This window comes from Dysgonomonas gadei ATCC BAA-286 (assembly GCF_000213555.1).
Taxonomy (GTDB): domain Bacteria; phylum Bacteroidota; class Bacteroidia; order Bacteroidales; family Dysgonomonadaceae; genus Dysgonomonas; species Dysgonomonas gadei.
Map to the genome: position 1 here is coordinate 295,707 of NZ_GL891983.1, position 25,913 is coordinate 321,619.

The 25,913-nt window shown below is 41.0% G+C and carries 16 protein-coding genes and 1 pseudogene; 16 read left to right on the forward strand and 1 reads right to left on the reverse strand.

The genetic code is table 11. The features are described from left to right. Positions 1-9: 9 nt before the first annotated feature. Positions 10-879, reverse strand: coding sequence for an NAD kinase (locus HMPREF9455_RS11310; protein ID WP_006799829.1), 870 nt, complete (start codon positions 877-879; stop codon positions 10-12). 376 nt (positions 880-1,255) lie between these two features. Between HMPREF9455_RS11310 and HMPREF9455_RS11315 the strand changes: the two genes are divergently transcribed. From HMPREF9455_RS11315 to HMPREF9455_RS11390, 16 genes and pseudogenes are all read left to right on the forward strand, one after another. Further along, entirely contained in the window at positions 1,256-1,990 is a 735-nt protein-coding gene (locus HMPREF9455_RS11315; RefSeq protein WP_044216017.1) for a pyridoxine 5'-phosphate synthase, read from the forward strand. 3 nt (positions 1,991-1,993) lie between these two features. After that, complete coding sequence (locus HMPREF9455_RS11320; protein WP_006799831.1) at positions 1,994-2,857, forward strand: energy transducer TonB family protein; 864 nt, start codon at positions 1,994-1,996, stop codon at positions 2,855-2,857. A gap of 6 nt (positions 2,858-2,863) precedes the next feature. Beyond that, positions 2,864-3,406 (forward strand): DJ-1 family glyoxalase III, encoded by a 543-nt coding sequence (locus HMPREF9455_RS11325; protein ID WP_006799832.1) that lies wholly within the window; start codon positions 2,864-2,866, stop codon positions 3,404-3,406. A gap of 67 nt (positions 3,407-3,473) precedes the next feature. Then, positions 3,474-4,154: a DedA family protein gene (locus HMPREF9455_RS11330; RefSeq protein ID WP_006799833.1), complete on the forward strand. Its 681-nt coding sequence runs from the start codon at positions 3,474-3,476 to the stop codon at positions 4,152-4,154. 105 nt (positions 4,155-4,259) lie between these two features. Next, a complete protein-coding gene (locus HMPREF9455_RS11335) occupies positions 4,260-5,561 on the forward strand; it encodes an NAD(P)/FAD-dependent oxidoreductase (protein WP_006799834.1) in 1,302 nt (433 codons plus the stop codon). A gap of 306 nt (positions 5,562-5,867) precedes the next feature. Continuing rightward, positions 5,868-6,713: a hypothetical protein gene (locus HMPREF9455_RS11340; RefSeq protein ID WP_006799835.1), complete on the forward strand. Its 846-nt coding sequence runs from the start codon at positions 5,868-5,870 to the stop codon at positions 6,711-6,713. A 387-nt stretch (positions 6,714-7,100) separates the two neighbouring features. Beyond that, positions 7,101-10,442 (forward strand): SusC/RagA family TonB-linked outer membrane protein, encoded by a 3,342-nt coding sequence (locus HMPREF9455_RS11345; RefSeq protein WP_006799836.1) that lies wholly within the window; start codon positions 7,101-7,103, stop codon positions 10,440-10,442. A gap of 113 nt (positions 10,443-10,555) precedes the next feature. Then, positions 10,556-12,430: a RagB/SusD family nutrient uptake outer membrane protein gene (locus HMPREF9455_RS11350; protein ID WP_044216020.1), complete on the forward strand. Its 1,875-nt coding sequence runs from the start codon at positions 10,556-10,558 to the stop codon at positions 12,428-12,430. A gap of 638 nt (positions 12,431-13,068) precedes the next feature. Continuing rightward, positions 13,069-16,305 carry a SusC/RagA family TonB-linked outer membrane protein gene (locus HMPREF9455_RS11355; RefSeq protein ID WP_006799838.1) on the forward strand — a complete coding sequence of 1,079 codons (3,237 nt, stop codon included), beginning with the start codon at positions 13,069-13,071 and terminating at the stop codon, positions 16,303-16,305. Between the two features lie 46 nt (positions 16,306-16,351). Continuing rightward, positions 16,352-18,175 carry a SusD/RagB family nutrient-binding outer membrane lipoprotein gene (locus HMPREF9455_RS11360; RefSeq protein ID WP_006799839.1) on the forward strand — a complete coding sequence of 608 codons (1,824 nt, stop codon included), beginning with the start codon at positions 16,352-16,354 and terminating at the stop codon, positions 18,173-18,175. A 137-nt stretch (positions 18,176-18,312) separates the two neighbouring features. After that, the gene (locus tag HMPREF9455_RS11365) at positions 18,313-19,479 is read left to right on the forward strand and encodes an exo-beta-N-acetylmuramidase NamZ family protein (RefSeq protein ID WP_006799840.1); all 1,167 of its coding nucleotides are present in this window, start codon (positions 18,313-18,315) and stop codon (positions 19,477-19,479) included. A gap of 45 nt (positions 19,480-19,524) precedes the next feature. Further along, positions 19,525-20,997, forward strand: coding sequence for a sodium:solute symporter (locus HMPREF9455_RS11370; protein WP_006799841.1), 1,473 nt, complete (start codon positions 19,525-19,527; stop codon positions 20,995-20,997). 28 nt (positions 20,998-21,025) lie between these two features. Further along, positions 21,026-21,889, forward strand: a complete 864-nt coding sequence (locus HMPREF9455_RS11375) for a hypothetical protein (protein WP_006799842.1) — start codon at positions 21,026-21,028, stop codon at positions 21,887-21,889. Positions 21,890-21,909: 20 nt separating this feature from the next. After that, a complete protein-coding gene (gene murQ / locus HMPREF9455_RS11380) occupies positions 21,910-22,731 on the forward strand; it encodes an N-acetylmuramic acid 6-phosphate etherase (protein ID WP_006799843.1) in 822 nt (273 codons plus the stop codon). Between the two features lie 99 nt (positions 22,732-22,830). Beyond that, positions 22,831-24,015 (forward strand): annotated as a pseudogene (locus HMPREF9455_RS11385) (serine hydrolase domain-containing protein); the annotation flags it as partial. A 15-nt stretch (positions 24,016-24,030) separates the two neighbouring features. Beyond that, positions 24,031-25,902: an outer membrane protein assembly factor BamB family protein gene (locus HMPREF9455_RS11390; protein ID WP_006799845.1), complete on the forward strand. Its 1,872-nt coding sequence runs from the start codon at positions 24,031-24,033 to the stop codon at positions 25,900-25,902. Positions 25,903-25,913: the final 11 nt, after the last annotated feature.

The following is a 25,913-nucleotide window of genomic DNA, read 5'->3' on the forward strand; positions in this document are numbered from 1 at the left end:
TGAGAAATCCTAACTTTGTCGCGGATCAACACCCCACATCAGCTTATTACGTAATGTGTTATAAAAAGTATTCTCTTTGCGCTTTATAACCCTCAATGTAAAGTCAGCTTTCTTTATAATCAACTTAGTCCCCGTAGTAAATATGTTGGAACGCCCATCCAGTGATATCAGGAAGTTCTTGTTGCGGCTTTCGACTTCCAGCGTAAGAACACAATCGTCTGTCACCACCAATGGTCTGTTACTAAGACTGTGGGGAGCAACGGCAGCAATCACAATATTAGCTGCTGTCGGAGTCATCACCGGACCACCTACACTCAATGAATAAGCTGTGGAGCCGGTCGGTGTCGCGACAATCAACCCATCCGCTTCGTATGAAGTCAGGTACTCGTCGTTGATATAAGCATGTACTGTGATCATCGATGCCGTATCCTGCTTCAATATCGCGATTTCATTCAAAGCATAATTGAAGCCAAGATAATCCCTGTGCTCGGTAGATAGTTGCAACTGGCTGCGGTGTTCTATCCTGTAATTCCCTGAGAAAACATCGGTAAAAGTAGCTTCCAGATCTTTTTCTCCCACATCGGCAAGGAAACCAAGCCGTCCTGCATTAATACCTAATATCGGAATATTTTTCTTTCCAATAATGGAGGCTGTACGGAGAAATGTACCGTCACCGCCGATACTGATAACCAGATCGGCATCGAACTCATCATTCGTAATAATACCGGCAATGTCGTATTGTAAAAAGAGTACATCTTTAAGATAATTGTAAAATTTCTCCTGAAGATGTATTTCAGTCTTATTATCCAATAGAATTTTGAACAATTTTTCTATCTGCTCTTTCTTCTGATGCTTACTTCCGAATATGGCAATCTTCATTATCTTATAAATTTCAAGGTCAAGTACCTATTTATTATTTTTATATCTATAATAACAGTAGCCGATTATTATTAGATGAAATTGTATAATATACTTTCTTTTTCGTTCTCTATACCAACTAAATAAACGGTCAAGCTGTTAATAAAATGGAACTGATACATACTATTTCATCAATTCGTATTACATTTGCATGATATATCATTGTGCAAAGTTGCTAAAAAGTTTTAACTTAATAATGATAGATTTTAGTATTTGATGTTTGAGAGATCGTATTTTAAGTAAAAGAAAGTATTTAATGATATAATTTAAAATTATAACTTACTGTTATTGTTTTACTTAAAGAATAATAAATAGGTCTGTGACCTTAATAGTTTTTATGACTAAGCTAAGTGTAAATATAAATAAAATAGCGACTTTACGTAATGCGCGTGGTGGTAATATTCCTGATGTAGTGAAAGTAGCCCTCGATTGTGAAAAATTCGGAGCGCAAGGAATCACTGTACACCCCCGTCCTGATGAAAGGCACATCCGATTTAAAGATGTATATGACCTGAAAGCCAAAATAAAAACCGAACTGAATATAGAAGGCTATCCCTCTCAAAAGTTCGTAGACCTGATTACAACGATCAGACCCACACAAGTAACACTTGTTCCCGACAAACCGGATGCCATAACATCCAACGCGGGATGGGACACCATCGAAAATCAGCAATTACTATCCGACCTGGTCGATGAATTTAAGGCTGTTGGTGTACGGACCTCCATCTTCACAGGAACGGATCTGAAGATTATAGAATTTGCCGCTAAAACAGGAACAGACCGTATCGAGTTATACACAGAGCCTTATGCAAGTGACTATAGTAAAGATAAAGAAGCTGCAATTGCTTCTTTTATAGAAGCTGCTAAATATGCAAAGAAATTAGGTCTTGGCGTAAATGCCGGACACGATCTGAGCCTGGAAAACCTGCACTTTTTATACAAGAACATTCCCTGGCTCGACGAAGTATCTATAGGGCATGCGCTTATCAGTGATGCTCTATATCTGGGATTGGAAAAGACAATAAAGGCTTATAAAAACTGTTTAAAAGAAACTCCCGAATTATTGGATTAAAATATGGAGGCACAAAAAGATAAAATGATAAGTATAATAGGAACGGCAGGTTTTCATCTGTTGATCATCCTGTTCCTATTGTTTTACTATTTGAAACCATCGCCGGTCGTTCGTCATTCCGACGAATTGGGTGGAGTGCCCGTTATGTTCGGTAATGTAGCCGATGCAGGTGGTGACGATGAACCTTTTGGCAGGGGCAATGGAAATCAGGGTGCAGCAGAAGCAACCTCTCCGAATGTAGTGGAGGATCCCATCCCCATGGTAGAGAATACCACTGTCAAAGCAAAGCCAACTGTAACCAATACAGAGAAGACGGCCGTCACTCAGGACTTTGAAGAAACAGTAGCTATAAAAGAAACCAAACGGAAAGCCGAAGAAAAGAAACAACAGGAGGCTGCCGAACAACATAGAAAGGCCGAGGCCGAACGTGCCGCCCAACAAGAAGCTGCTAAAAAAGGCCAGATAAACAACCAAATGGCAGGCCTGTTTGGTAATGGAACAGGCAGTGGCAGCCGTGGAGAAGGAACCGGTGAAGGTACGCAAGGCGTACCCACAGGAAATGCCAGCTATGGCAAAACATCCGGCGTGGGAGGCTGGGGTTCTTTCGATCTGGGAGGACGCAGTCTTGGCAGCGGAGGTCTTGTTAAGCCCAACTATTCCGTCGACGACTATGGAACTGTAGTTGTCGATATACTTGTTAATGCCAAAGGCGATGTGGTAGAAGCAAATATAGGGAAAGGAACCAATACGCCGAATACCAACTTGCACAGCGAAGCATTAAGGGCGGCGAGAAGGACAAAGTTTAACCCTGTATCTTCCGTCACCAATCAGAAAGGAACAATCACATATAAGTTTAATCTAAATTAAATTGGGATGAAGACTATATTTATATTTCTCACAACCGGATTTGAAGATATTGAAGCTATTGCTACAATCGATATCCTACGCCGGGCTGAATTGAATGTGAAATCGGTATCTCTGACCGACAGTAAGCAAGTGATGACCAGCCATCAGGTACTGGTTACAGCGGACTTAATGTTCGACCAGGTAAATTTCTCCGAAGCAGAGCTACTGATATTACCGGGTGGAACTGTAAAGTTTAACGAGCATGAGAATATGAAAAAAGAACTGTTGGCTTTTGCCAATAAAGGCGAAAAAGTTGCAGCTATATGCGCCTCTCCAATGGTATTAGGCGGCTTGGGATTACTTGATGGCAAAAATGCAACCTGTTATCCGGGCTTCGAACAATACCTGAAAGGTGCCTCCCTGCAAACGGATAAAGCCGTGGTTGTAGACGGAAATATCACAACAGGCCGAGGTCCCGGACTTACAATCGACTTTGCCCTGAATCTGGTAGAACAACTGGCCGGGAAGGAAAAGCGTGATGCCGTAGCTGCCGGGCTATTAGTAAAATAAAAACAGGAAATGATGGGATGCATATTCCATCATTTTCATTATTTCAAATATAACTCAAACTTAGAAAATGGAATTTTTACATGAAGTATGGAACTTCTTCCTCAATCTGTTAAGAGACACCGGCGGAACACTTGATATGCTGGTAACCGACTATGGAGTATGGGTCTACGCCATATTATTTTTGATTATTTTCTGTGAAACAGGATTAGTTGTCACACCTTTTCTTCCGGGCGATTCTTTATTATTCCTGGCAGGAGCGATAGCTGTACGCCCCGATAATCCTCTTCACATTTATTTTCTCATAGCTATACTTATAGTGGCTGCAATCATTGGCGATGCAGTTAATTATACCATAGGACGTTTCTTCGGGCAAAAGCTTTTCAGTAATCCGAAATCCAAAATATTCAAACAAGAGTATCTGGAAAAAACAAACCAATTTTATGCAAAGCATGGAGGAAAAACCATTATACTAGCACGTTTTGTACCGATAGTGCGCACATTTGCGCCTTTTGTTGCAGGTATGGGCAGGATGAGTTATAAACATTTCTTCTCCTACAATGTTATAGGAGGTATAGCATGGGTTGTTATATTCTGCACCCTGGGAGCCCTTATCGGACGCTTAGAATGGGTTGAAAAGAATCTCGACAAAGTAGTTATTCTTATCGTGATCGTATCTATTCTACCGGCAATATATGAGGTAATAAAAGCTAAATTAGAAGCAAGAAAGGCGGCAAAAGCCAAAGGATAAAAAGATAATAATATCTTAAACTATTACCACTGACACTGATAGGAACTTAAATACTCCTATCGTGATAGTGGTTTTTTATTTAATTAAACCATAAACTAGCATTGTATGAACAATATAGCAAACATACCCGACAGGGGGACAAAAAAGAGACTGGTTATTATCGGCGGTGGATTTGCAGGTCTGGAGCTAGCTAAAAAGATAGACAAGAAACTGTATCAGGTTGTTTTAATCGATAAAAACAACTATTACCAATTCCAACCCCTATTCTATCAGGTAGCTACCGGAGGATTAGAACCCAGTTCTATCTCCTACCCTCACCGTAAGAACTTCCAGAAGAACAAAAACTTCCACTTCCGCATGTGTGAAGCGCAGAATGTGGACCCTGAAAAGAAAGTAGTACAAACAAATATAGGAGATATTACATACGACTATCTGGTTATATCGACAGGATGCGACACCAATTACTTCGGAAACGACAGTCTCAAAGAAAGTACCTTTGCCCTGAAATCTGTTTCGGAATCCTTGTTACTGAGAAACAGGATACTGCTTAGCTTCGAAGAGGCTTTGAGTACCGATAACGAAGAAGAGTTGAAAGAAATACTATCGTTTACCATCGTCGGGGGAGGTGCTACCGGCGTGGAGCTTGCCGGAGCCTTGGCGGATATGAAGAAATCTATCTTACCTAAGGATTACCCCGAAATAGATTTCACAAAGATGGAAATCCATCTGGTAGACGCCTCTCCCCGATTGCTCTTTGCCATGTCGGAACAAGCATCAGAGAAAGCTGCTGAGACCTTAAAGAACCGAGGTGTAATCATTCATCAGGATATATCAGTGAAGTCTTATGATAAGCCATTTGTGGAGCTCAGCGACGGCACCAACATTCGTACGCGCAACGTACTCTGGGTTGCGGGCGTAAAACCAAATAGCCTGAAAGGACTGGCTGAAACAGCATACAATCGTGGCCGGCTTGTCGTTAACGAATACAATCAGGTGCAAGGCTATGACAACATATTTGCTATAGGCGACACGTCCCTTCTTATATCGGACAAAAGCCCCAAAGGTCATCCGCAGGTAGCACAAGTGGCCTTGCAGATGGCAAAACGCCTCGCAAAAAACCTCAACAACACAACGAACAGCAATAATTGGGAAAAATTCACCTACGTAGATAAAGGATCATTGGCTACCATTGGGCGCAACGCCGCAGTTGCTGATTTAGGAAAATTCCGCTTCGGAGGATGGTTTGCCTGGTGGCTATGGCTGTGGGTACATATCCTGTCGATTGTAGGTATGAGAAATAAAGTCTCTGTTTTTATAGACTGGGTATGGAGCTACCTTAACTACGATGTGTCTTTACGCCTGTTTATCAAACCAAAATTTAATAAGATGTACAAAGAAGAACTATAACTCTGAGAAGAATTGCAGTTCTTCTATAGATCTCATATTTATTATTAAAAGTGACAGAGACTAATAAAGGATTCTTTATTAGTCTCTGTCACTTTTCTTTCTGTCCGGACAATTTTATCAAACATGTCAAAGAACGCTAAAGCATGGCTTTACTATATAGATAAAGTTTCTTCAAAATATACATAGATATTACCATATCCCGGCGATTAAATTTCTTTATATTATTTATATATTTGCATATAAGAAGATTTCGATTATTGATTTCAAAATACAGGTTTCCATTTTTCACATAAACACTATACGACGATGATACTTTTAGCTGAAAGCGGATCCACTAAAACCGAATGGTGTTTAGTTAGTAAAACGACTGTTTCCGAGCATTCCTTCACTGACGGGATAAACCCATATTTCGAATCGAGAAAAGAAATCAGCCATACTATCAGGCTACAGTTACCCGAAATATTTTTCAAAACAAAAATCAAATCCATATACTTTTATGGAGCCGGATGCTCATCCGTTGAGAAAAAGAGTGTGGTAAAGGCATCACTCGAATCCCAATTCCGCACCCCTGCATTCGTCGAAAGCGATTTACTGGGTGCCGCACGCTCTTTGTTTAATGATCAAGCCGGAATAGCCTGCATTCTGGGAACCGGTTCAAACTCGTGCTTCTACGACGGAGAAGAAATCACCAAAAACGTCCGTCCTTTAGGTTTTATACTGGGGGATGAAGGCAGCGGAGCTTTTCTTGGAAAATCATTTCTTTCAGATTGCCTGAAAGGATTAGCGCCGGATGAATTAGTTACCCCCTTCTACAAAAAATACGGGATAGATCCTGAACAAATCCTGGATTATGTCTATAGCAAGCCTTTCCCGAACAGACTTTTGGCTGTACTTTCTTTCTATCTTTCCGAAAACCTCGGCCATCCCTATGTTTATGATTTGGTTTACAACAGTTTCAAAACTTTCTTCGAAAGAAATGTTTTGCAGTATGATTGCCCGAATTATCCGGTACGTTTCTGCGGATCTGTCGCAAAAAAATATTCAAGTATGCTGAAGCAAGTCTCAACCGATCTGGGCATAGTCATTGACAGCATCACAGAAAATCCTGTCGAAGGATTAATCCAATATCATAGAAATAGCCTTAAATTCTAATTTATGTATATAACAATTAATAAAAGTTAAATACCCATAGGTTTTTCATTTTCCTATAATTTATTCAAATATATTAATTTATATTTGTTAGCGTAATATTATTTAGTAGTGTTGAGATAAAAAACAAAGAAAGTATTAGTGCTCAGTTACTTCACAAACAGGATCATAGATCACTGAAGTAAATCCTCTTTATTTACATATGTGAAATTATACTAATTTAAGTATCTAAATATTAATAAAAAACTCCCTTGCGGATACTACCGCAACAACATATTGATTCGATATCACGACCCTTATTTATAGGCAATATGCTATAAATACACTATTTAGATCACTATAGTCCAGTAATTCTCTTTCAATTATTACTTAAATTAAACCTATGTTACTATGACCGCATTAAAACAAGCAAAAAAAAGTTTTATAAAAAAACTTTTATGTATCCTCTTTGCAGGATTAATACTATCCACCGCGGGGAGTATGAATGTGCAAGCAAGCCCTGATAAGTCAAACGGGCCTTCAGATTTACAGCAAACTGCAAGAACCGTAAAAGGTACAGTTAAGGATCATACAGGAAATCCTTTAATAGGGGTAAGCGTCGCCATCAAAGGCACAACCAACGGTACAATAACAGATATCGATGGTAAATATTCGATCAATGCAGCAGCCAATCAAACCCTTAGTTTCTCCTATGTAGGATTTAAACCTGTATCTATCCTTGCCGATCAAACCAACATCGATGTAATTATGGAAGAGGATTCTCAAATAATAAACGAGATCGTCGTTGTCGGATATGGAGTTCAGAAAAAAGAGAACCTGACCGGAGCTGTAGCTTCCGTTGATTTAGGAAAAACAGTAGAAAGCCGTCCGATAGCTGATATAGGCCGGGCATTGCAAGGAGCTGTACCGGGCCTGACTGTATCTACAAAATCGGGTGAGATAGGAGCTGCTCCCACAATTAAAATAAGGGGAGGCGTAGGCTCTCCTAACGGAAGCGCAAACCCACTGATTTTGGTAGACAATGTGGAGATTTCAGACATAACCCTAATAAACCCTGATGATATCGAAGCCATCTCTGTATTGAAAGACGCAGCATCAACCTCTATATACGGAGCCAGGGCCGCCTTTGGCGTTATACTTATCACAACGAAGGCGAAACAGCAAAACGACAAACTATCAATAAGCTACTCCAACAACTTTGCATGGAGAACGCCTACAAAGAAACCCGAACAACTACCGGGTTGGCAACAAGCCGAAATCAACCTGGCCGGTATGAAGGTAGCCCCTTCCCCTGCAAATTCATACAATGTGGTCGCCAATATGATAGTAGACCAGAAAACAGTAGACGGAATGAAAGCCTGGGCGGAACAATACGGCGATGGCAAAGGACTGGGATTAGAGATGGTTTACGGCCGCGACTTTGAGATAGATGCCGCCGGAGCACATTATTACAGAACATGGGATTGGTACGATATGTACATCAAAGACTGGATGCCACAACAATCTCACAACCTCTCTATAAGTGGAGGCAATGGAAAAACAAGCTATGGATTAACGCTGGGGTATATCCATCAGGAAGGACTCACCAAAGTGAATCCAGACATGTACGACAGATACAATACAAACATCACACTAAACACCGAACTTAGTAAACACATGACAGTCAGGGCAAATGCAATGTACACAAAAACCGATCTTGACAAACCGTTTATGTATGCCTCGGATTTATACGACCACATGTACTATCTGTACAGATGGCAACCAATGTATCCATATGGCACATTGGATGGGAAACCGTTCCGAAGCGCCTTAACCGAGCTGCAACAAGCCCCGATGACCCGGCGTAAGAAAGACTATATGCGCCTGGGCGCAGGGTTTACATTAAAACCAATAGATGGACTGACTGTTGACTTCGATTTTGTATACTCCACCATCGAATCACGTTACAAGAAATTTGGAGATAAAGTATATGCATACGATATCTTCACTGCGCATAATTCTCTGGAGAAATTAATGAATTCATATGGTAACTATATCTCTTCAAGTTACGATTATGTGTACGAAGAAAGAGGCCGCACTCAGACTCTTACAAACAATGTTGTAGCAACCTATTCCAAGAAAATAAAAGATCATGATTTTAAAGTAATCGCCGGATCTAATATCGAACAAAGCCAATACCGCTACATCTGGGCACAGAAGAAAGGCTTACTTAGTGCTTCCAAACCCGAACTCAATCTGGCTGTCGGGGATCCGACTACCAGTTCCGAACACACCCATTGGGCAGTTGCAGGTTTCTTCGGGCGAATCAATTACGCCTTCAAAGACCGCTACCTCTTGGAACTAAATGGACGTTATGACGGATCATCAAAATTCCCAAAAGACGACAGGTTCGCATTTTTCCCTTCATTTTCTGCCGGATACAGGATATCGGAAGAAGATTTTATGAAGAAACTCTACCCGGCACTTTCATCATTAAAAATAAGAGCATCGTATGGCACTATAGGCAATCAGGATGTAGGATTATACCGATTCATATCTACACTCGACGGACAATTGGATAGCTGGGTGATAAACGGCGTAAGACAAACATCAGTAAGTGCACCGACAGTCGTATCCAAGTCCCTGACGTGGGAAAAGGTGAAAACCGTAGATGTGGGCTTCGATTCCAGATTCATAGACGACAAACTAGGGATTACATTCGATTGGTACAAAAGAACAACCAGTGATGTCCTTGCCGCCCAAGCCCTTCCTGCTACATTAGGTGCAACAAGCCCATATCAGAATATGGGAGAACTCGAAACCCCGGGCTGGGAATTAGCCGCCGATTTTCACCACAAATTTTCCAGTGGCCTGACAATTACATTGGGAGGGCAGATTACAGACTATAAGACCAAAGTAAAAAAATGGTCGAACAACTCAACCATACCAAGCTACGGAGGCAACGGAAACGGATGGTCTACAGATGTAACAGTTTACAGAGAAGGCATGATCTTGGGAGATATATGGGGATTACAGGTAGACAGATTGCTTCAGGAAAGTGATTTTGACTCAAACGGAAATCTTGTGGCAGGAATCCCAAATCAGGCAGAAGTATTTCCGGCAAATTATAAATTTGCACCGGGAGACGTATTATACAAGGATTTGGATGGCGACGGATACATCAGAAAAGGTGTAAGAGTGGATGAGGCTAAAGATATGTCCGTTATAGGAAATGCAATGCCTCGCTTCGAATACGGATTTAGCATAGGAGCTGATTATAAAGGATTCGATTTCAGCATGTTCTTCCAAGGCGTTGGAAGGCGCAAACTGTGGGCAATGGGTAATCAGGTATTACCGGGCTATACTGCCGGCGAACCTTATTATAAAGGAGCAGAAGATTACTGGAGTCCCGAAAATACGAATGCGTTCTACCCTCGTCCGATGAACTATTCTCAGGTAGCCTCAGGTAATTATCAGGTAAATGACAGATACCTGCTCAATATGGCTTACTTACGATGCAAAACCCTGACTGTAGGTTATACGCTCCCCAGAACTCTAACAAAAAAAGCTTATATTAACAACCTCAGAGTTTATTTTACGGCAGAAAATCTATTCGAATTTGATAATGTAAAACCGGATATCGATCCCGAGATAGATGTCCGCTATGTAGGAACAGCAGCCGACTCCCGAAATTTCGGCCGCAGCTACCCTTATCAGAGAACCCTTTCCTTCGGATTACAACTTACATTATAATTGATTGCTTAAAATTAGAGATTATGAAAACGAGCATGAACAACAATTCACCAAAGCACATGGTAACTTTGTTATGCGAGTTTCCATACATCCGTCAAAAACAAAATTATCGTATGAAAAAATATTTATTATATATAGGATGTTTATTAGCTCTCGCAACTAACTCCGGCTGTGACGACTTTCTCGACAAAGCGCCTCTGGACAAGCTGGTAAATGATTCGTACTGGGTAGACGAAGTAAGCTTAAGAGCCTATTCTCAAGATTTCTATTCAACTTATTTTGTTGGATATGCTCAAGACTACAGGGCCTTTGGCGGCTATTTTTCAGGGGACTCATACAATGATGATTTCCTTCTTACAAGTGATAATGTGAGTGATACAAACCAACGCTTATTTTTCCCTACTACTAATACAACCGGGATCAACAGTGTTACCACCTTGTGGACAGACCAATACAAGATCGTTCGCAAAGCCAATGTCATGCTCGAAAAAATCCCGGGTATGACCATCTCTGATGAAGCAAAAAATCACTGGATGGCTATTGCACGTTTCTTTAGGGCAACAGCCTACAGCACCTTAGTTAAGACATACGGAGATGTACCATATATAGAGTTAGCAGTTGTAGATGCCAAAGATTACGATATTCTGTATAAAGACCGCGACCCTCAGGTTACAGTTGTAAATAAGATATTGGAAGATTACAACTATGCCTTGCAATACATCAGAGCAAACGATGGAATACGCCAGGTCAATAAATCCGTTGTGGGGGCATTCATGTCTCGCAATATGCTTTATCATGCTACATGGCTGAAATATCATGGTACAACTGTTGGCCCGACATCCCAGCCGGTAAGCAATACCGAGCTTTCAAAATTCTTTAAAGGAGCTATCGATGGAGCAGAGAGTGTTATGGAATCGCACAATTATTCGATAGGCAATACATACAATGCATTATTTACAAGTGAAAGTCTGGCCGATAATCCTGAAATAATATTCTACAGGGAATACACCACAGGTATAGCCTGCAATGCACTAATGGCCTATAATGCTAAAGAAGACCAGAAATTAGGTGGAGCAACCATTGATGCTATCGACAGCTACCTATGCCTTGATGGCCTTCCGATAAGACAATCTCCATCCTATCAGGGACAATCAGATCCTAGTATCAAAAACTCTTTCAAAGACCGTGACCCAAGAATATACGATACATTCGTAGACACACTCCGCATCCTAAACTCCGGCCTGTTCAGCGCCGCCTCTCCCACCGGATTCGCTTCGAAGAAATTCCTTAATGAAGACTGGCTCCTGGGAGGCTCACCATACGTTACAGGAATCCTCAGCCCGGCAGATGCGCCTATAATACGCTACGCCGAAGTGCTACTCAACTACGTTGAAGCCCGGTACGAAATAAGTAAAATAGGTGGAGAAGCATTTAGTCAGGCCGATCTTGACAAGTCCATCAATGAAATAAGAAAAAGAACCTTGACCAAATGGGGAGAAACACCTGCGGTAAGCAGAAAAATGCCAAATATAACTCTTAGCGGAAATAATATAGCCGTTAACAACACCGTTATAAACGACCCCGACCGTGATCCTTCAGTAGATCCTGTACTATGGGAAATACGAAGAGAGCGCCGCACCGAACTCATAATGGAAGGCAGACGAAGCGACGACCTCAACAGATGGGCAAAGTTTGAATACTTAAACACAGGCACTTCGAACAATCCAAACAAAACAGTACTTGGTGCATGGATCGACAAAGCAGATTATCCAGGGATAGCCGCAGCCGTAAAACTATTTGATCCTGAGAATCCGGTGGCAACCCCAACCAAGGGATACATAAGTTATTTCAGCATTAGTTCTCCATTAAGATCTTTTACAAAAGGAGACATTAAGTCTGAAAGAAATTATTTACGTTCCATACCGGCCGCTCAGATAACGATCTATAAAGATAAAGGATATACTTTAACCCAAAATCCAGGCTGGTAAATACCCTTATTAAATTAAAAAAGCACGTTCTATCACAGGACGTGCTTTTTCTATTTAATGAAATATCTACTAACAACCTATTACGAGAACATACAGAATGAATAACCATACATATCGTCTGGCAACCTATCACCCTAAATCTTAGAACAAAACAAAAAACTACCGGCAACACAATGGCCGACAGATTTTATCCAGAAAGACAATCTCTCAGCTATAATTTAAGAACAAATCAAGCCCACATTATATAACCTAATTTTTGTATAAGACAATTAATAATAGTTAAAATACAAATTCTTTTTATACAATCTGCATTTTATTTAAATATATTAATTTATATTTGTTAGTACAACATTCTATAGTAATTGTAATATAAAAATAAAGAAAATACTTAGTCCTAAATTACTTCAATTGATAAGGCAATTACCAATGAAGTTAAAACATTCTTTATTCTTAAATGTGAAAATATACTAATTTAAGTATCTAAATATTAATAATTCTATTAGCGGACACACCGCAACAACGTATAACATTGATATCACGAACCTTGTTTTATTGGCAATTCTGCTATAAAAAACACTATTTAGTCAAACTAATTAAGTAAGCCTTACAATTATTATTTAAATTAAACCTATGTTACTATGACCGCATTAAAACAAGCCAGGAAAAGTTTCATAAAAAAACTTTTATGTATCCTCTTTGCAGGGTTAGTATTATCTACCGCAGGGAGTATAGATGTGCAGGCAAACACGGGGAAATCGGAAGATCCTACAGATTTGCAACAAACGGTAAAAACCATAACAGGAACTGTTATAGATAGAAATGGAGAACCCCTGGCTGGCGTAAGTGTCACAATACGGGGTACAGTTACAGGAACAATGACCGATGGATCAGGTAAATATGCAATAACAGTACGGGATAACAATCAGGTATTGAATTTTTCATATATAGGATTCAAACCCCTTTCCGTTCCAGCCAAAAACAATGTGATTGATGTCACTATGGAAGAGGATGCACAAATGATGGATGAAGTTGTTGTAACAGCGATGGGGATAAAGAAAGAGAGAAAGGCATTAGGATATTCTGTTCAGGATATTAATGCCGATGAACTAATGAAAAACAAGAGTACAAATGTCCTTAATTCACTAAGCGGTAAAATAGCCGGATTGAATGTTACACAAAGTAGTGGAGCTGCAGGAGCCGGAGCCAGTATAATCATCCGTGGGGGAACATCACTCGAACGTGACAACCAACCACTTTTCGTTGTCGACGGAATGATATACGACAACTCTACCGATGCCGGTGGTAATAGTGCTTTTGACGGCGCTACACGTGTCAACTCTACCAACAGTAACCGTATAATGGATATAAACCCCGAAGATATCGAGAATGTATCGGTATTGAAAGGGCCTGCAGCATCGGCTCTGTACGGCTCACGCGCAGCAGCCGGAGTTATCGTGATCACAACAAAAAAAGGACAGGAAGGACAAGTAAAGGTGAATGTAAATTCAAAGTTCAGTACTTCATGGGTGAATCGTTACCCGGAACAACAAGACCGTTACAAAAGAGGATACTATAACCAATCGGGAACTTTGGACGACTATACCATGAATTCATGGGGAGCTCCATTCAAAGAAGGAGAACAAGTTTATAATAATATGGAAGATTTCTTTCAGAACGGTAGCACATGGGACAATAATGTAAGCATATCAGGAGGTAGCAAAAATAGTAATTATTTCCTTTCCGCTTCCCGTTACGACCAAACAGGTATTATTCCTGAAACCGGATTTGAAAAAACTACTTTCCGTTTCAATGGGGAACAAAAATATGGCATACTCACTACAGGCGCAAATGTAGCCTATTCAATAGGATCGGCAGATAAGGCTCTGACCAGTACAGGTCTGACAGGTTCGGGCGGAACGGGTGCTATATCCTCTGTTTACAGATGGGCAAGAAATGATGATATGAAACACTGGCTTAACGAGGATGGTAGCAGATACCGTATGTTCGAAGGGCTTCAACTTCCGGCAGCGGACGTAGATAATCCATATTGGATTATAAACAGAAATCCTATCACGGAAAAAACAACCCGCTTTACAGGTACAATAAATGCCAAATTGAACATTGCCGAATGGTTCAACATTGCATATATAGCAGGTACAGACCGCTATACCACCAATACAAAAAGGATAATCGGTGCAAATGGCGGCGTAGACCTTATATATCAGAAAGGGATGCTATCTGAAAACAACAGGACATACGAGTATTTATCATCAAACTTCATGATGAATTTCACAAAGAAATTCGGAGATTTTGACCTCAACTTATTACTGGGACAGTCCGTTGAAGACACCAAAATAAAAACGGATAGGTTTCGGGTTTGGAATTTTGTTACTGATAACTTTTATAGTGTAAGCAACACGCCAAATGAAGACCGCCGTATGGATCAGTCAAACATCAGGAAAAGACTAGTAGGTGCATACGGTGAATTCAGAGCAGGATATAAAAACATGCTTTATGCCACTGTCACAGGACGTAACGACTGGACATCTACCCTACCCATCGATAATAGATCCTATTATTACCCTTCAGTAAGCGGAAGTTTTCTTTTCACTGAAGTAATGCCAAAGAATGATATCCTGTCTTATGGAAAGATAAGGGCATCATGGGCCGAAGTAGGTAAAGATGCCGATCCTTATGTAACAAATACATATATAGATTCTCCATTCCCTACGACTGGCGGTACTGGTATACAAGACGCATGGACAAGTGGTAACAATATACTTATTCCAGAAAAAACAAGATCTACAGAAATTGGTCTCGAATTAGGTTTCCTTAATGGCAGATTAGGTTTCGATATGGCATATTATGCAAACAAGAGTATAAATCAGCTACTAAGTCCGAGAGTTTCTCAAACAATAGGTTATATATTTAAGACTACAAATGCAGGCGATATTACAAATAAAGGTTTTGAAATATCCATTAAGGCCGAACCTATAAAGACCAGGGGTTTTTCATGGAACACAATGCTCAACTTAGCCAAGAACAAAGGAAAAGTGAATAACTTATTACCGGGGATAGATGTACTTTATGTAACTGACGTACAGGTGGGAAGCGCAAAAGCTGCTTCATTCAACGGTGGTAACTTTATGGGAATATCCGGTTCTAAATACAACAGGGACGAGGCCGGAAACATGATTCTCGATTGGGAAAGCGGTATGCCGACATCAGACGGAAAAGAAATATACGATATCGGTAACCGTGAACCTAAACTGACAGGTGGTTTTACCAATACATTCCGGTATAAGGACTTCGAACTGTCTTTCCTTCTCGATTTCAGAATCGGTGGAGATATCTACAACGGAACAGATTATTTCATGACAGGTATAGGTATGAGCAAAAGAAGCATGGATCGCGAGTCGCTCACATTATCAGGTGTGGCAAAAAATCCGGATACACAACAACTGGAATCTAAAACATACACCTTCCAGGCAAACAAATTCTATCTGAAAGGACAGGAAGTTGCCAGCGGAACAGCTAAAGCTGAGAGTGGATACCAGATTATACAGAAATATTGGGATACATATTACAACTATGAATCGGCAAACTACATGACCAACACCAACTGGTTACGTTTGAGATCATTATCTCTGTCATACTACATGCCTAGTAAGATACTCAACAAGACTAAGTTCATTAAAGCGATGTCCGTCAATGTGACAGGAACAAACCTCTTGCTATTTACCAATTATAAAGGTATGGACCCAGAAACAAGTGCCGCAGGCTCCGGAGCTGTCGGTTCCAGCAGTGTCGGTATAGACTACAATGGTGTACCTGCAACGGCAGGAATGTCTTTCGGTATTAACTTAACATTCTGATTTTATATCCGAATACATCTTATTATATACTTTAATAATACATACAATGAAAAAAATAATATATATCTGTTTAGGCTTATTATTGATAGGTATGAGTGCCTGCAATGATTATCTGGATATAAACGATAATCCTGATAACCCCAACAATACCGTACCTACCCCCGATCTTCGGTTAAGAGGTATTTTGCAAAACTTTGTAGACAGCTATGAATCATCGGGAACCAGAGGTTGCTGGTTTACAGGAAATATCGGAAAATCTTACGGGACCGCAGCTAATGATTATCTTATCAAATGGGACCCGCAATCAGCCTCTACCACATGGCCATATCAGGCATGGTTTATATATACAGCTGCCAATCTGAAACCATTGATTGAGAAAGCTTCTGCCGAAGGAGCGTGGTCTTATGTTGGCGCAGCTAAACTGATACACGCATGGGGATTTATGACAATGACTGATGTATATGGTGAAATGCCCTATACCGAGGCACTCACCAATGTAATCACTCCGAAATACGACAATGGGGAAACTATATTCTACGGATGTCTGGCTATGCTGGACGAGGCAATAGCCGAATTTCAGAAAGATCAGCCTGCAACTGCAACATCTTTTGCCAGTGGAGACCTGTGGAACGGAGGAGATAAGGATAAGTGGTTGAAACTCGCCTACGGTCTCAAAGCCCGCTGGCTGAACAACTTATCAAAGAAAAGCATATACGATCCTGATGCAATATTGGCTGCTCTGGACAAAGCTCCTAAAAACAACAGTGAAAGTACAATCATGCGCTATGCAAACTCGGCAAATGAGGATGAATCCGCTATACGGGCTTTACAACATCAGAATTTATCAAATACGACTTCACGTATTACAAAATGGTATCTCGATCTGCTGACAAATACTTACACCGGAGGTAGTGGTATAGTTGATCCTCGTACCGACTTACTTGTACCAAGCGGACAATATCTGATAAATAACGAATTGAAATATGTACGTGCCGTTGGTGTAGATTTTATAAAAAGCGACATTCGGACTAAATCAGGCCCTGTAGCTTTCGATATCTACTCCAGAACAGAGGATATTAATGGGAAACCATTAGGTAGTACAAAAGACATATGGTACAATGCCACTCAGTTGGTCGACAGAAAAGGTGACTCTATATACACACCAATCTATTCCGAATTATTATCATGGATCAAGGCGTCTCCGGGCGATGCAAAAGATGACCGTTATATAGCTAACCGCTATAACGGAAAAACAGCCCAAATCATCTCAACAGGTACATTTTATACCCGTGCCGATGCTCCCGGCCATCTGCTGGCATATCCCGAAATGTGCTTTATCAAAGCTGAAGTCCTTTTCCGAAAGGGAGACAAAGGTGGAGCTTTAACCGCATACAAAGACGGCATCAGAGCGCATATGGAATTAATGAATGATAAATTGAAAGATTATGATCAGACGGTATTCGGCAAGCAAGTGATACCAGCCACAGCCATCGATGACTTCCTAAAAAGTGCAGCTGTTGCGCAAAGCGCAGGCGAACTGACTATGGCTAAGATTATGCAGCAAAAGTTCATAGCCTGCTCATATTCGCTACAAAACTGGAATGACATGCGCCGCTTCAATTACAGTGCAGGAAACATTAAGGACTTTGGAGTTGTTTATATCGATTTCGATCGTCCTTATGAGTTCAACAGTTCGAGCAAAACCCATTTCCCTACAGACGATCCGAAGAATGAGCGTTACTGGATACGAAGATTCCAACATTGTACAATAGAAACAGGTTATAACTCTGAAAACCATGCCGCTTCAAATCCTGAGGCCAAGTTACCTACAGTAAATTCGCTTCCGGTATGGTGGGATACTGCCGATTAAGATTTGTTTAGCATACGATCCCGTTACTAAATTTAGTAATGATACATCAAAACAAGGGGTGAACAACCTGTGTTTACCTCTTGTTTTTCTTCAACACTTGATTATTTTTGATTATAAATCCGAATATCAAATAAAAAATGAAAGTATTCAAATTATTAATTCTTCTGCTGGTTCTTTCTTTTGCTGGTTTTGCCCAAAGCAACAAGGTTATAGTAGGTGCAGAATCTACAAATGAATATTTCCCTATCCTGAAAAACAAACGTGTAGCGATAATGTCCAATCACACAGGCATGGTCGGGAAAGAACATGTAGTAGACATATTGGTAAAAAATAAGATTAATATGATATGTATCCTGTCTCCCGAACACGGATTCAGGGGAAACGCCGATGCCGGAGAACATGTTTCGAGTTCTGTCGATGAAAAGACGGGAATACCGATCCGTTCATTGTATGATGGAAAAGATCAAAAACCAAGTACGGAGACAATGGACTCATTTGACGTCCTTATTATTGACATACAGGATGTAGGCCTGAGATTCTACACGTACTATATCACTATGGCACGGCTAATGGATGCATGTGCCGAATATAACAAGAAAGTAATTGTGTTGGATCGTCCTAACCCGAACGGACATTATATAGATGGCCCTATTCTGGATATGAAACATAAATCCGGCGTGGGATGGCTCCCTATACCTGTAGTACACGGCATGACATTAGGCGAATTGGCCCTGATGATAAACGGAGAAAGATGGCTACCTGAATCGCGTGTTTGCGATCTGACTGTTATTAAATGTAAGAACTATACACATCAGACGTTGTATCAATTACCGGTGCCGCCATCTCCCAATTTACCGAATATGAAGTCGATATATCTTTATCCATCCACATGCCTTTTCGAAGCCACACCAGTGAGTTTGGGAAGAGGTACTGAGTTCCCGTTTCAGGTGTACGGGCATCCTAATATGAAAGGATATTCATTTTCATTCACACCCCGAAGTATTCCGGGTGCAAAAAATCCGCCTCAACTCGACCGTGAATGTTTCGGCGTAGACCTGAGAAATATACCGGATGAAGAAATATTTAAGAAAGGTTTTGACCTGTCATACATCATAGATGCTTATAAAAACTTAAATTTGGACGACCATTTCTTTCGCCCGTTTTTCGAAAAGCTTGTAGGAGTATCTTACATACGGAAAATGATAATGGAAGGACGATCGTCCGATGAAATAAAAGCAATGTGGAAAGATGATGTCGAAAAATTCAGGGAACAACGCAGACCATACCTTTTGTATGCCGAATAATTAATGTAGAATAATCTTCGACCAAGAATAAATACTTATACCTGTATGGATCCAATATTAATACTTATTACCATTGTCGCCTACTTTGTCGTTCTGTTCGGCATATCATATATAACGAGCCGTAAGGCCGATAACGAAAGTTTCTTTGTCGGCAACAGGAAATCATCGTGGTACATCGTCGCTTTTGCCATGATCGGATCGGCTATATCGGGCGTTACATTTGTATCTGTACCCGGTATGGTAGCCGTAAACAATTTTGCTTATTTGCAAATGGTTATAGGTTTCGCAGTAGGGCAATTCATAATAGCATTCGTACTGATTCCTCTATTCTATAAGATGAACCTGACTTCTATTTATGAGTACCTCGAAAACCGTTTTGGGATATCCTCATATAAAACAGGGGCATGGTTCTTCTTCATCTCCAAAACGCTTGGAGCAGCAGTGCGTTTATTCTTAGTGTGTGCCGTACTTCAGTTTCTCGTATTCGAACCATTCGGTTTACCATTTATTCTTAATGTGGCCGTGTCTATTGCGCTGGTTTGGTTATATACATACAAGGGTGGTGTAAAAACACTGATCTGGACCGATTCTTTCAAAACATTATGTCTCATCGTTTCGGTGATTATGTGTATCTATTACATCGCTTCCGATATGGGTTTCGGCTTTGGCAGTATGTTGTCGGCTATCAATGACAATAATTATTCGCAAATATTTTTCTTTGACGATATAAATGACAAAAGATATTTCTTCAAACAGTTTCTCGCGGGAGTGTTTACGGTGATTGCAATGACCGGACTAGATCAAGACTTTATGCAAAAAAACCTTAGTTGCAAGAATCCGAAAGACTCCCAAAAGAATCTTATCGTAAGTGGTGTTCTTCAGATTGTCATTATTTTACTATTTTTAATGCTTGGAGTACTTTTGTATATGTTTGTAGCGAGCAATAACATATCTATTCCGGAAAAAAGTGATGAACTATTCCCCATGCTGGCCACAGGCGGATATTTCCCTGTCATAGTAGGAATATTATTTATCATCGGACTTATTTCGGCGGCCTACGCAGCTGCCGGCTCAGCATTGACTTCCCTGACCACATCTTTTACAGTCGATATACTAGGCAGTTCAAAGAAAGGGTCGGATAGCACAACCGCCAACAAAAGAAAAAAAGTACATATGGCGATGGCTATTGTTATGGGAATAGTTATTATTGTTATTAATTTATTAAATAATACGTCGGTAATAAATGCAGTCTATGTTTTAGCCAGCTACACTTACGGACCGATATTGGGGATGTTTGCTTTTGGTATATTTACCAAACTGACAGTGAAAGATAAATACATACCACTTGTAGCAATCCTCTCACCACTACTTTGTCTTATAATAGACCTGAATTCGGAGAAATGGCTCAACGGTTATTCCTTCAGTTATGAATTACTGATAATGAATGCGGCATTTACATTCATAGGTTTGTTATTATTAACAAAGAAGACAAAGGTTGAAAAAGAATTAGAGCATTAAGATAACGATAACGTAAAGAACGATAGATATGATTTTATTAGCAGATGGCGGTTCGACCAAGGTTGACTGGTGTTTAATAAACAAAGGTCAACTGGTAAAACAAATTTTCACAAAAGGAGCAAATCCATTCTTCTGCACCCGCGAAGAAATCAGCGAAGAACTAAGACTCTCGCTTGTTCCTGATATGTCCGGCTATAAAATAGAAGCCATATACTTTTACGGAGCGGGCTGTGCCTTCCCTGAAAAGAATGAAATAGTAAGGGCTGCTATTGCCGATAATTTCAATGTGGAAAATATAGAAGTAGGAAGTGACTTACTTGCCGCAGCAAGAGGATTATGTGGTCACAGCAGCGGCATAGCCTGCATTATCGGAACAGGATCGAATTCTTGTTTCTATGACGGTGAAAACATTATTTCGAATGTTTCTCCATTGGGTTATATCCTTGGTGATGAAGGGAGTGGAGCTGTACTAGGCCGTTTGTTTGTAGGCGCATGTCTTAAAAATCAATTGACACCAGGAATAAAAGAAAACTTTCTGAGCCAATACAATCTGACTCCGGCCGTTATTCTCGAAAAGGTATACCGCCAACCCACACCAAACAGATTTCTGGCCAGTTTGTCTCCGTTTATTCTCGGGAATATCAATGACAATACGATATATAATCTGGTATATAATGCATTTAAAGACTTCTTCATCAAAAATGTAATGCAGTATGAATATAAAGATTATGATGTACACCTTACTGGTTCAGTCGCTTTTCACTATCAACAAATATTGAGAAAGGCTGGTGAAGATTTGGGATTGAAAATCAGTAAAATTACACAGTCCCCTATGGAAGGCCTCATCACATATTATAGCAGCCAACAGGCCGTAGGTGCATTTAATTCTTAACTCTTAATTCTCAATTAAAAATGTCCTTTATAAAAATAACAGAACAACCATCATTATACGACAACCTGGAAAACAAATCTGTCCACGAACTTCTCACGGATATAAACAAGGAAGACCAGAAAGTTGCCTTAGCTGTAGAAAAAGCCATACCGCAGATAGAAAAACTCGTATCGCAGATCATACCCCGTATGCAACAGGGTGGCCGTATCTTTTACATGGGAGCAGGTACAAGCGGAAGATTGGGTGTATTGGATGCATCTGAGATACCGCCTACATTCGGTATGCCGAATACACTTGTGATAGGTCTCATCGCAGGAGGAGATACAGCTTTGCGGAATCCGGTAGAAAAAGCAGAAGATAATCTGGAAGCCGGATGGCGCGACTTACAGGCATATAACATTAACGAAAAGGATACGGTAATAGGCATTGCGGCATCGGGAACAACCCCTTATGTTATAGGTGCTTTGCGCGAAGCCCGGAAACATGGAATCCTTACAGGCTCCATTTCCAGCAACCCCGATTCACCTCTGTCACAGGAGGCTGATGTTCCGATAGAAATGATTGTAGGCCCCGAATTTGTAACGGGTAGTTCGCGTATGAAATCCGGTACAGGCCAAAAGATGATATTGAATATGATTACTACCTCTACCATGATTAAGATGGGACGGGTAAAAGGAAACCGCATGGTAAACATGCAACTATCCAACGACAAACTTGTAGACAGAGGAACCCGTATGATTATAGACGAATTGGGACTGGACTACGAGCAGGCACAACGGCTCTTGTTATTGCACGGGTCAGTAAAAAAGGCAGTGGATGCTTACAAAGCCGATCATCTATGATTGACTTTTAGACATCTGTATTACAATAGACTACCTCGTGGCAGAACTGGCGAGGTATCAATCTTCATAACCCAAATTAAGTAAAGGAGGTCTGACATAATGAAAAGAATAATAATTCTCCCTATATTATTAACCTTGGCATACAGCACACTTTTCGCCCAGTCTCTGCCATTGGTTAACCCTAAAAAAGCAGGTATGGATAAGTCCAGGCTGATATATACAGACAATGCCATCAACCAGTCAGTTCAGGATGGAGATATACCCGGAGCTGTATTAGCTGTGGTAAGACATAAAAAACTGACCTATCTGAAAGCCTATGGCAATAAACAAATCTATCCTGAAACGATAGCGATGACTACAAACACTGTTTTTGACCTCGCATCGTTAAGCAAATCCGTATCTACGGCAATATCAACAATGATACTGCTGGAACGGGGACAATTAAGGCTAAGGGACCAAGTGGCTATGTACATTCCCGGATTCCAGCCATGGACAGATAGTATAACAGGACGAAAAAGGAATATAAGGATCGTCGATTTATTGACGCATACATCAGGGCTACCACCTTATGCTCCTGTAGAAGAATTAAAGAAACAATATACTGTTCCGAATCCCGATGGATTAATTACCTATATATCGAATGTAAAACGCAATAATGAGCCAACTAAGGTATTTGATTACAGTTGCCTCAACTTTATAACCCTCCAGCGTATCATCGAAAATATATCCGGCATGAGCCTGCAAAACTTCGCCAGACAAAATATATTCAGTCCGCTGGGCATGAAGCATACCGATTACAATCCTACGGGCGAAACACTCGAATGGACGGCTCCGACCGAAAAGCAGGCTGACGGTTCAGTGCTGAAAGGTAGAGTACACGACCCGCTGGCCAATATAATGAATGGTGGGGTTTCGGGTAATGCAGGCGTATTCTCGAATGCGGAAGATATTGCCGTACTTGCCGCAATGCTGTTGAATGACGGAGAGATCAACGGTGTGCGCATACTCAGTCCTTTAACTGTCCGTGCCATGCGTTCCGTTCCGAAAGGGTTTGAGGAGTTCGGCCGTTCACTGGGATGGGATGTATATTCGGGCTATGCCAGCGACGGAGATTTATTCGATGTATCCGCATACGGGCATACAGGCTATACGGGAACATCTATTACTATAGACCCCGACTCCGGCACCGCAGTTATACTGCTTACCAACAGGGTACATCCCGATGATAAAGGCGCGGTGTCACGCCTACGCGAAATAGTGGCGAATGTTGTAGCTGCATCCATTATAAAGGTTAAGTAAATGAATGTTTCAGGACACATAATAAGAAAGTATGTCATTCTTTCTCTCTTACTGCTAATATCCATAGCTTTCAGGGGACAGGACTTTCGTTTTGCCGTAGTGACCGATATTCATCTCAACCGCAACAACCCGCTCCCGGAAGAAGACCTGATAAATACGGTCAACGATATTAATACAAACAAGGATATAAAGTTTGTACTCGTAACGGGAGACATCAGCGAATCGGGAGATTACGAATCTTTGCGAAAAGCAAAAGATATACTGGACCGGTTAAACGCAAAATACTACCCCATATCCGGCAACCACGAAACTAAATGGAGCGAATCGGGTGCTACCGATTTCGGACATATATTCGGCTCCGAGCGCTTCGATTTTGAGTATGGAGGTATCCGCTTTTTCGGGTTCAATACAGGCCCCGTTATCCGCATGATGGACGGGCACATAGCCCCGCAGGACATTAGCTGGCTGAAACAGGAACTGGCAGCCATGCCATCCGGACAGCCTGTGGTTCTGGTCACCCACTATCCTTTGCTCGACAGCGATGTAGATAACTGGTGCGACCTGACCAACGCTGTCCGCAGCTATAACATCAAATCCTTTATCGGCGGGCATTACCATAGCAACAGGCTATTTTCATACGACGGAATCCCTGCTTTTATCTGTCGCTCCAATTTGCGGGATAAACAAGATAATATCGGAGGATATTCCATATTCAATGTCACCTCTGATTCCCTCATCGTATATGAACGAAAGATAAAGCAAGAGCCTGTAAGATGGGGTGCTTATTCTCTAACAAAGGAATATTATACGGCGGATAATAAAACCTGTTCAGGTTATGACATTTCCGTTAATAATGAATATCCACAGGTAAAAGAAGTTTGGACAACATTGAATGAGTCCGCATTCTATACATCTCCTGTAATATCGGGAGACAAAGTGTATGCCGGCGATGATTCCGGCGTATTCTCCTGCTATTCCGTAAAGGATGGTACAAAAGACTGGAGTTTCACTTCCGGAAACCGTATCGTGGGTACTGCGACAGTCTACAAGGATGCTGTTGTATTAGGCTCTGCCGATAAGAACATATATTGCCTCGATGCTAAAAAAGGAATCCTGCGGTGGAAGTATAGCGTAGATAAAGCTGTATTAGGCTCTGCCGCCAGCGACAATGGTATTGTTTACATCGGAGCCAGCGATAATACATTCAGGGCCATCGATATCAAAACAGGGAAACTGGTATGGGAATTCCCTGAAGTAAAAGGATATATTGAAACACGCCCGTTGATCTACAAAGACAAAATCTTTTTCGGCGCATGGGATGAAACTATGTACGCTTTGGACAAACATACAGGCCGGTTGCTTTGGAAATGGGTAGAAGGCAGGAAAGGAATCCTTTATTCTCCGGCTGCAGTATGGCCTGTCGCTGCGCATGACAGAGTATTCTTCACAGCTCCCGACCGGGTGATGACCGCTGTTGATGCCAATACCGGAGAAACTATATGGAGGATGTCCGACTGGAAAGTCAGGGAAACCATCGGCTTATCAGAAGATAAAGAGCGGTTATACAGCAAAACAATGCAGGACAGCGTTGTCTGTTACTCCGCTACAAGTGCTAAACCGCAACAAATTTGGGCGGCAAATGTAGGTTATGGATACGATCATGCACCGTCTATGCCTGTCGAAAAAGATAGTGTAGTATTTGGTAGTACCAAAAACGGAATCATCTTCGCCATTGAAGGAAAAACGGGCAAACTGCTCTGGAAACACAAAGTTGGAAATTCTATAATCAACACCGTCTATCCGTTAAACGGTAAAGAATGTATTTATACAAGTGGCGAAGGGTTGATAGGACTGCTTCGTTATGAAAAATAGATAATATATAA

What these genes read in the sequence shown, in the direction of transcription:
- HMPREF9455_RS11335 (WP_006799834.1), top strand. Translation starts at nt 4,260, where the DNA reads ATGAACAATATAGCAAACATACCCGACAGGGGGACAAAAAAGAGACTG.
- HMPREF9455_RS11315 (WP_044216017.1), top strand. Translation starts at nt 1,256, where the DNA reads ATGACTAAGCTAAGTGTAAATATAAATAAAATAGCGACTTTACGTAAT.
- HMPREF9455_RS11330 (WP_006799833.1), top strand. Translation starts at nt 3,474, where the DNA reads ATGGAATTTTTACATGAAGTATGGAACTTCTTCCTCAATCTGTTAAGA.
- HMPREF9455_RS11345 (WP_006799836.1), top strand. Translation starts at nt 7,101, where the DNA reads ATGACCGCATTAAAACAAGCAAAAAAAAGTTTTATAAAAAAACTTTTA.
- HMPREF9455_RS11320 (WP_006799831.1), top strand. Translation starts at nt 1,994, where the DNA reads ATGGAGGCACAAAAAGATAAAATGATAAGTATAATAGGAACGGCAGGT.
- HMPREF9455_RS11360 (WP_006799839.1), top strand. Translation starts at nt 16,352, where the DNA reads ATGAAAAAAATAATATATATCTGTTTAGGCTTATTATTGATAGGTATG.
- HMPREF9455_RS11350 (WP_044216020.1), top strand. Translation starts at nt 10,556, where the DNA reads ATGAAAAAATATTTATTATATATAGGATGTTTATTAGCTCTCGCAACT.
- HMPREF9455_RS11365 (WP_006799840.1), top strand. Translation starts at nt 18,313, where the DNA reads ATGAAAGTATTCAAATTATTAATTCTTCTGCTGGTTCTTTCTTTTGCT.
- HMPREF9455_RS11310 (WP_006799829.1), bottom strand. Translation starts at nt 879, where the DNA reads ATGAAGATTGCCATATTCGGAAGTAAGCATCAGAAGAAAGAGCAGATA.
- HMPREF9455_RS11325 (WP_006799832.1), top strand. Translation starts at nt 2,864, where the DNA reads ATGAAGACTATATTTATATTTCTCACAACCGGATTTGAAGATATTGAA.
- murQ (WP_006799843.1), top strand. Translation starts at nt 21,910, where the DNA reads ATGTCCTTTATAAAAATAACAGAACAACCATCATTATACGACAACCTG.
- HMPREF9455_RS11375 (WP_006799842.1), top strand. Translation starts at nt 21,026, where the DNA reads ATGATTTTATTAGCAGATGGCGGTTCGACCAAGGTTGACTGGTGTTTA.
- HMPREF9455_RS11390 (WP_006799845.1), top strand. Translation starts at nt 24,031, where the DNA reads ATGAATGTTTCAGGACACATAATAAGAAAGTATGTCATTCTTTCTCTC.
- HMPREF9455_RS11340 (WP_006799835.1), top strand. Translation starts at nt 5,868, where the DNA reads ATGATACTTTTAGCTGAAAGCGGATCCACTAAAACCGAATGGTGTTTA.
- HMPREF9455_RS11370 (WP_006799841.1), top strand. Translation starts at nt 19,525, where the DNA reads ATGGATCCAATATTAATACTTATTACCATTGTCGCCTACTTTGTCGTT.
- HMPREF9455_RS11355 (WP_006799838.1), top strand. Translation starts at nt 13,069, where the DNA reads ATGACCGCATTAAAACAAGCCAGGAAAAGTTTCATAAAAAAACTTTTA.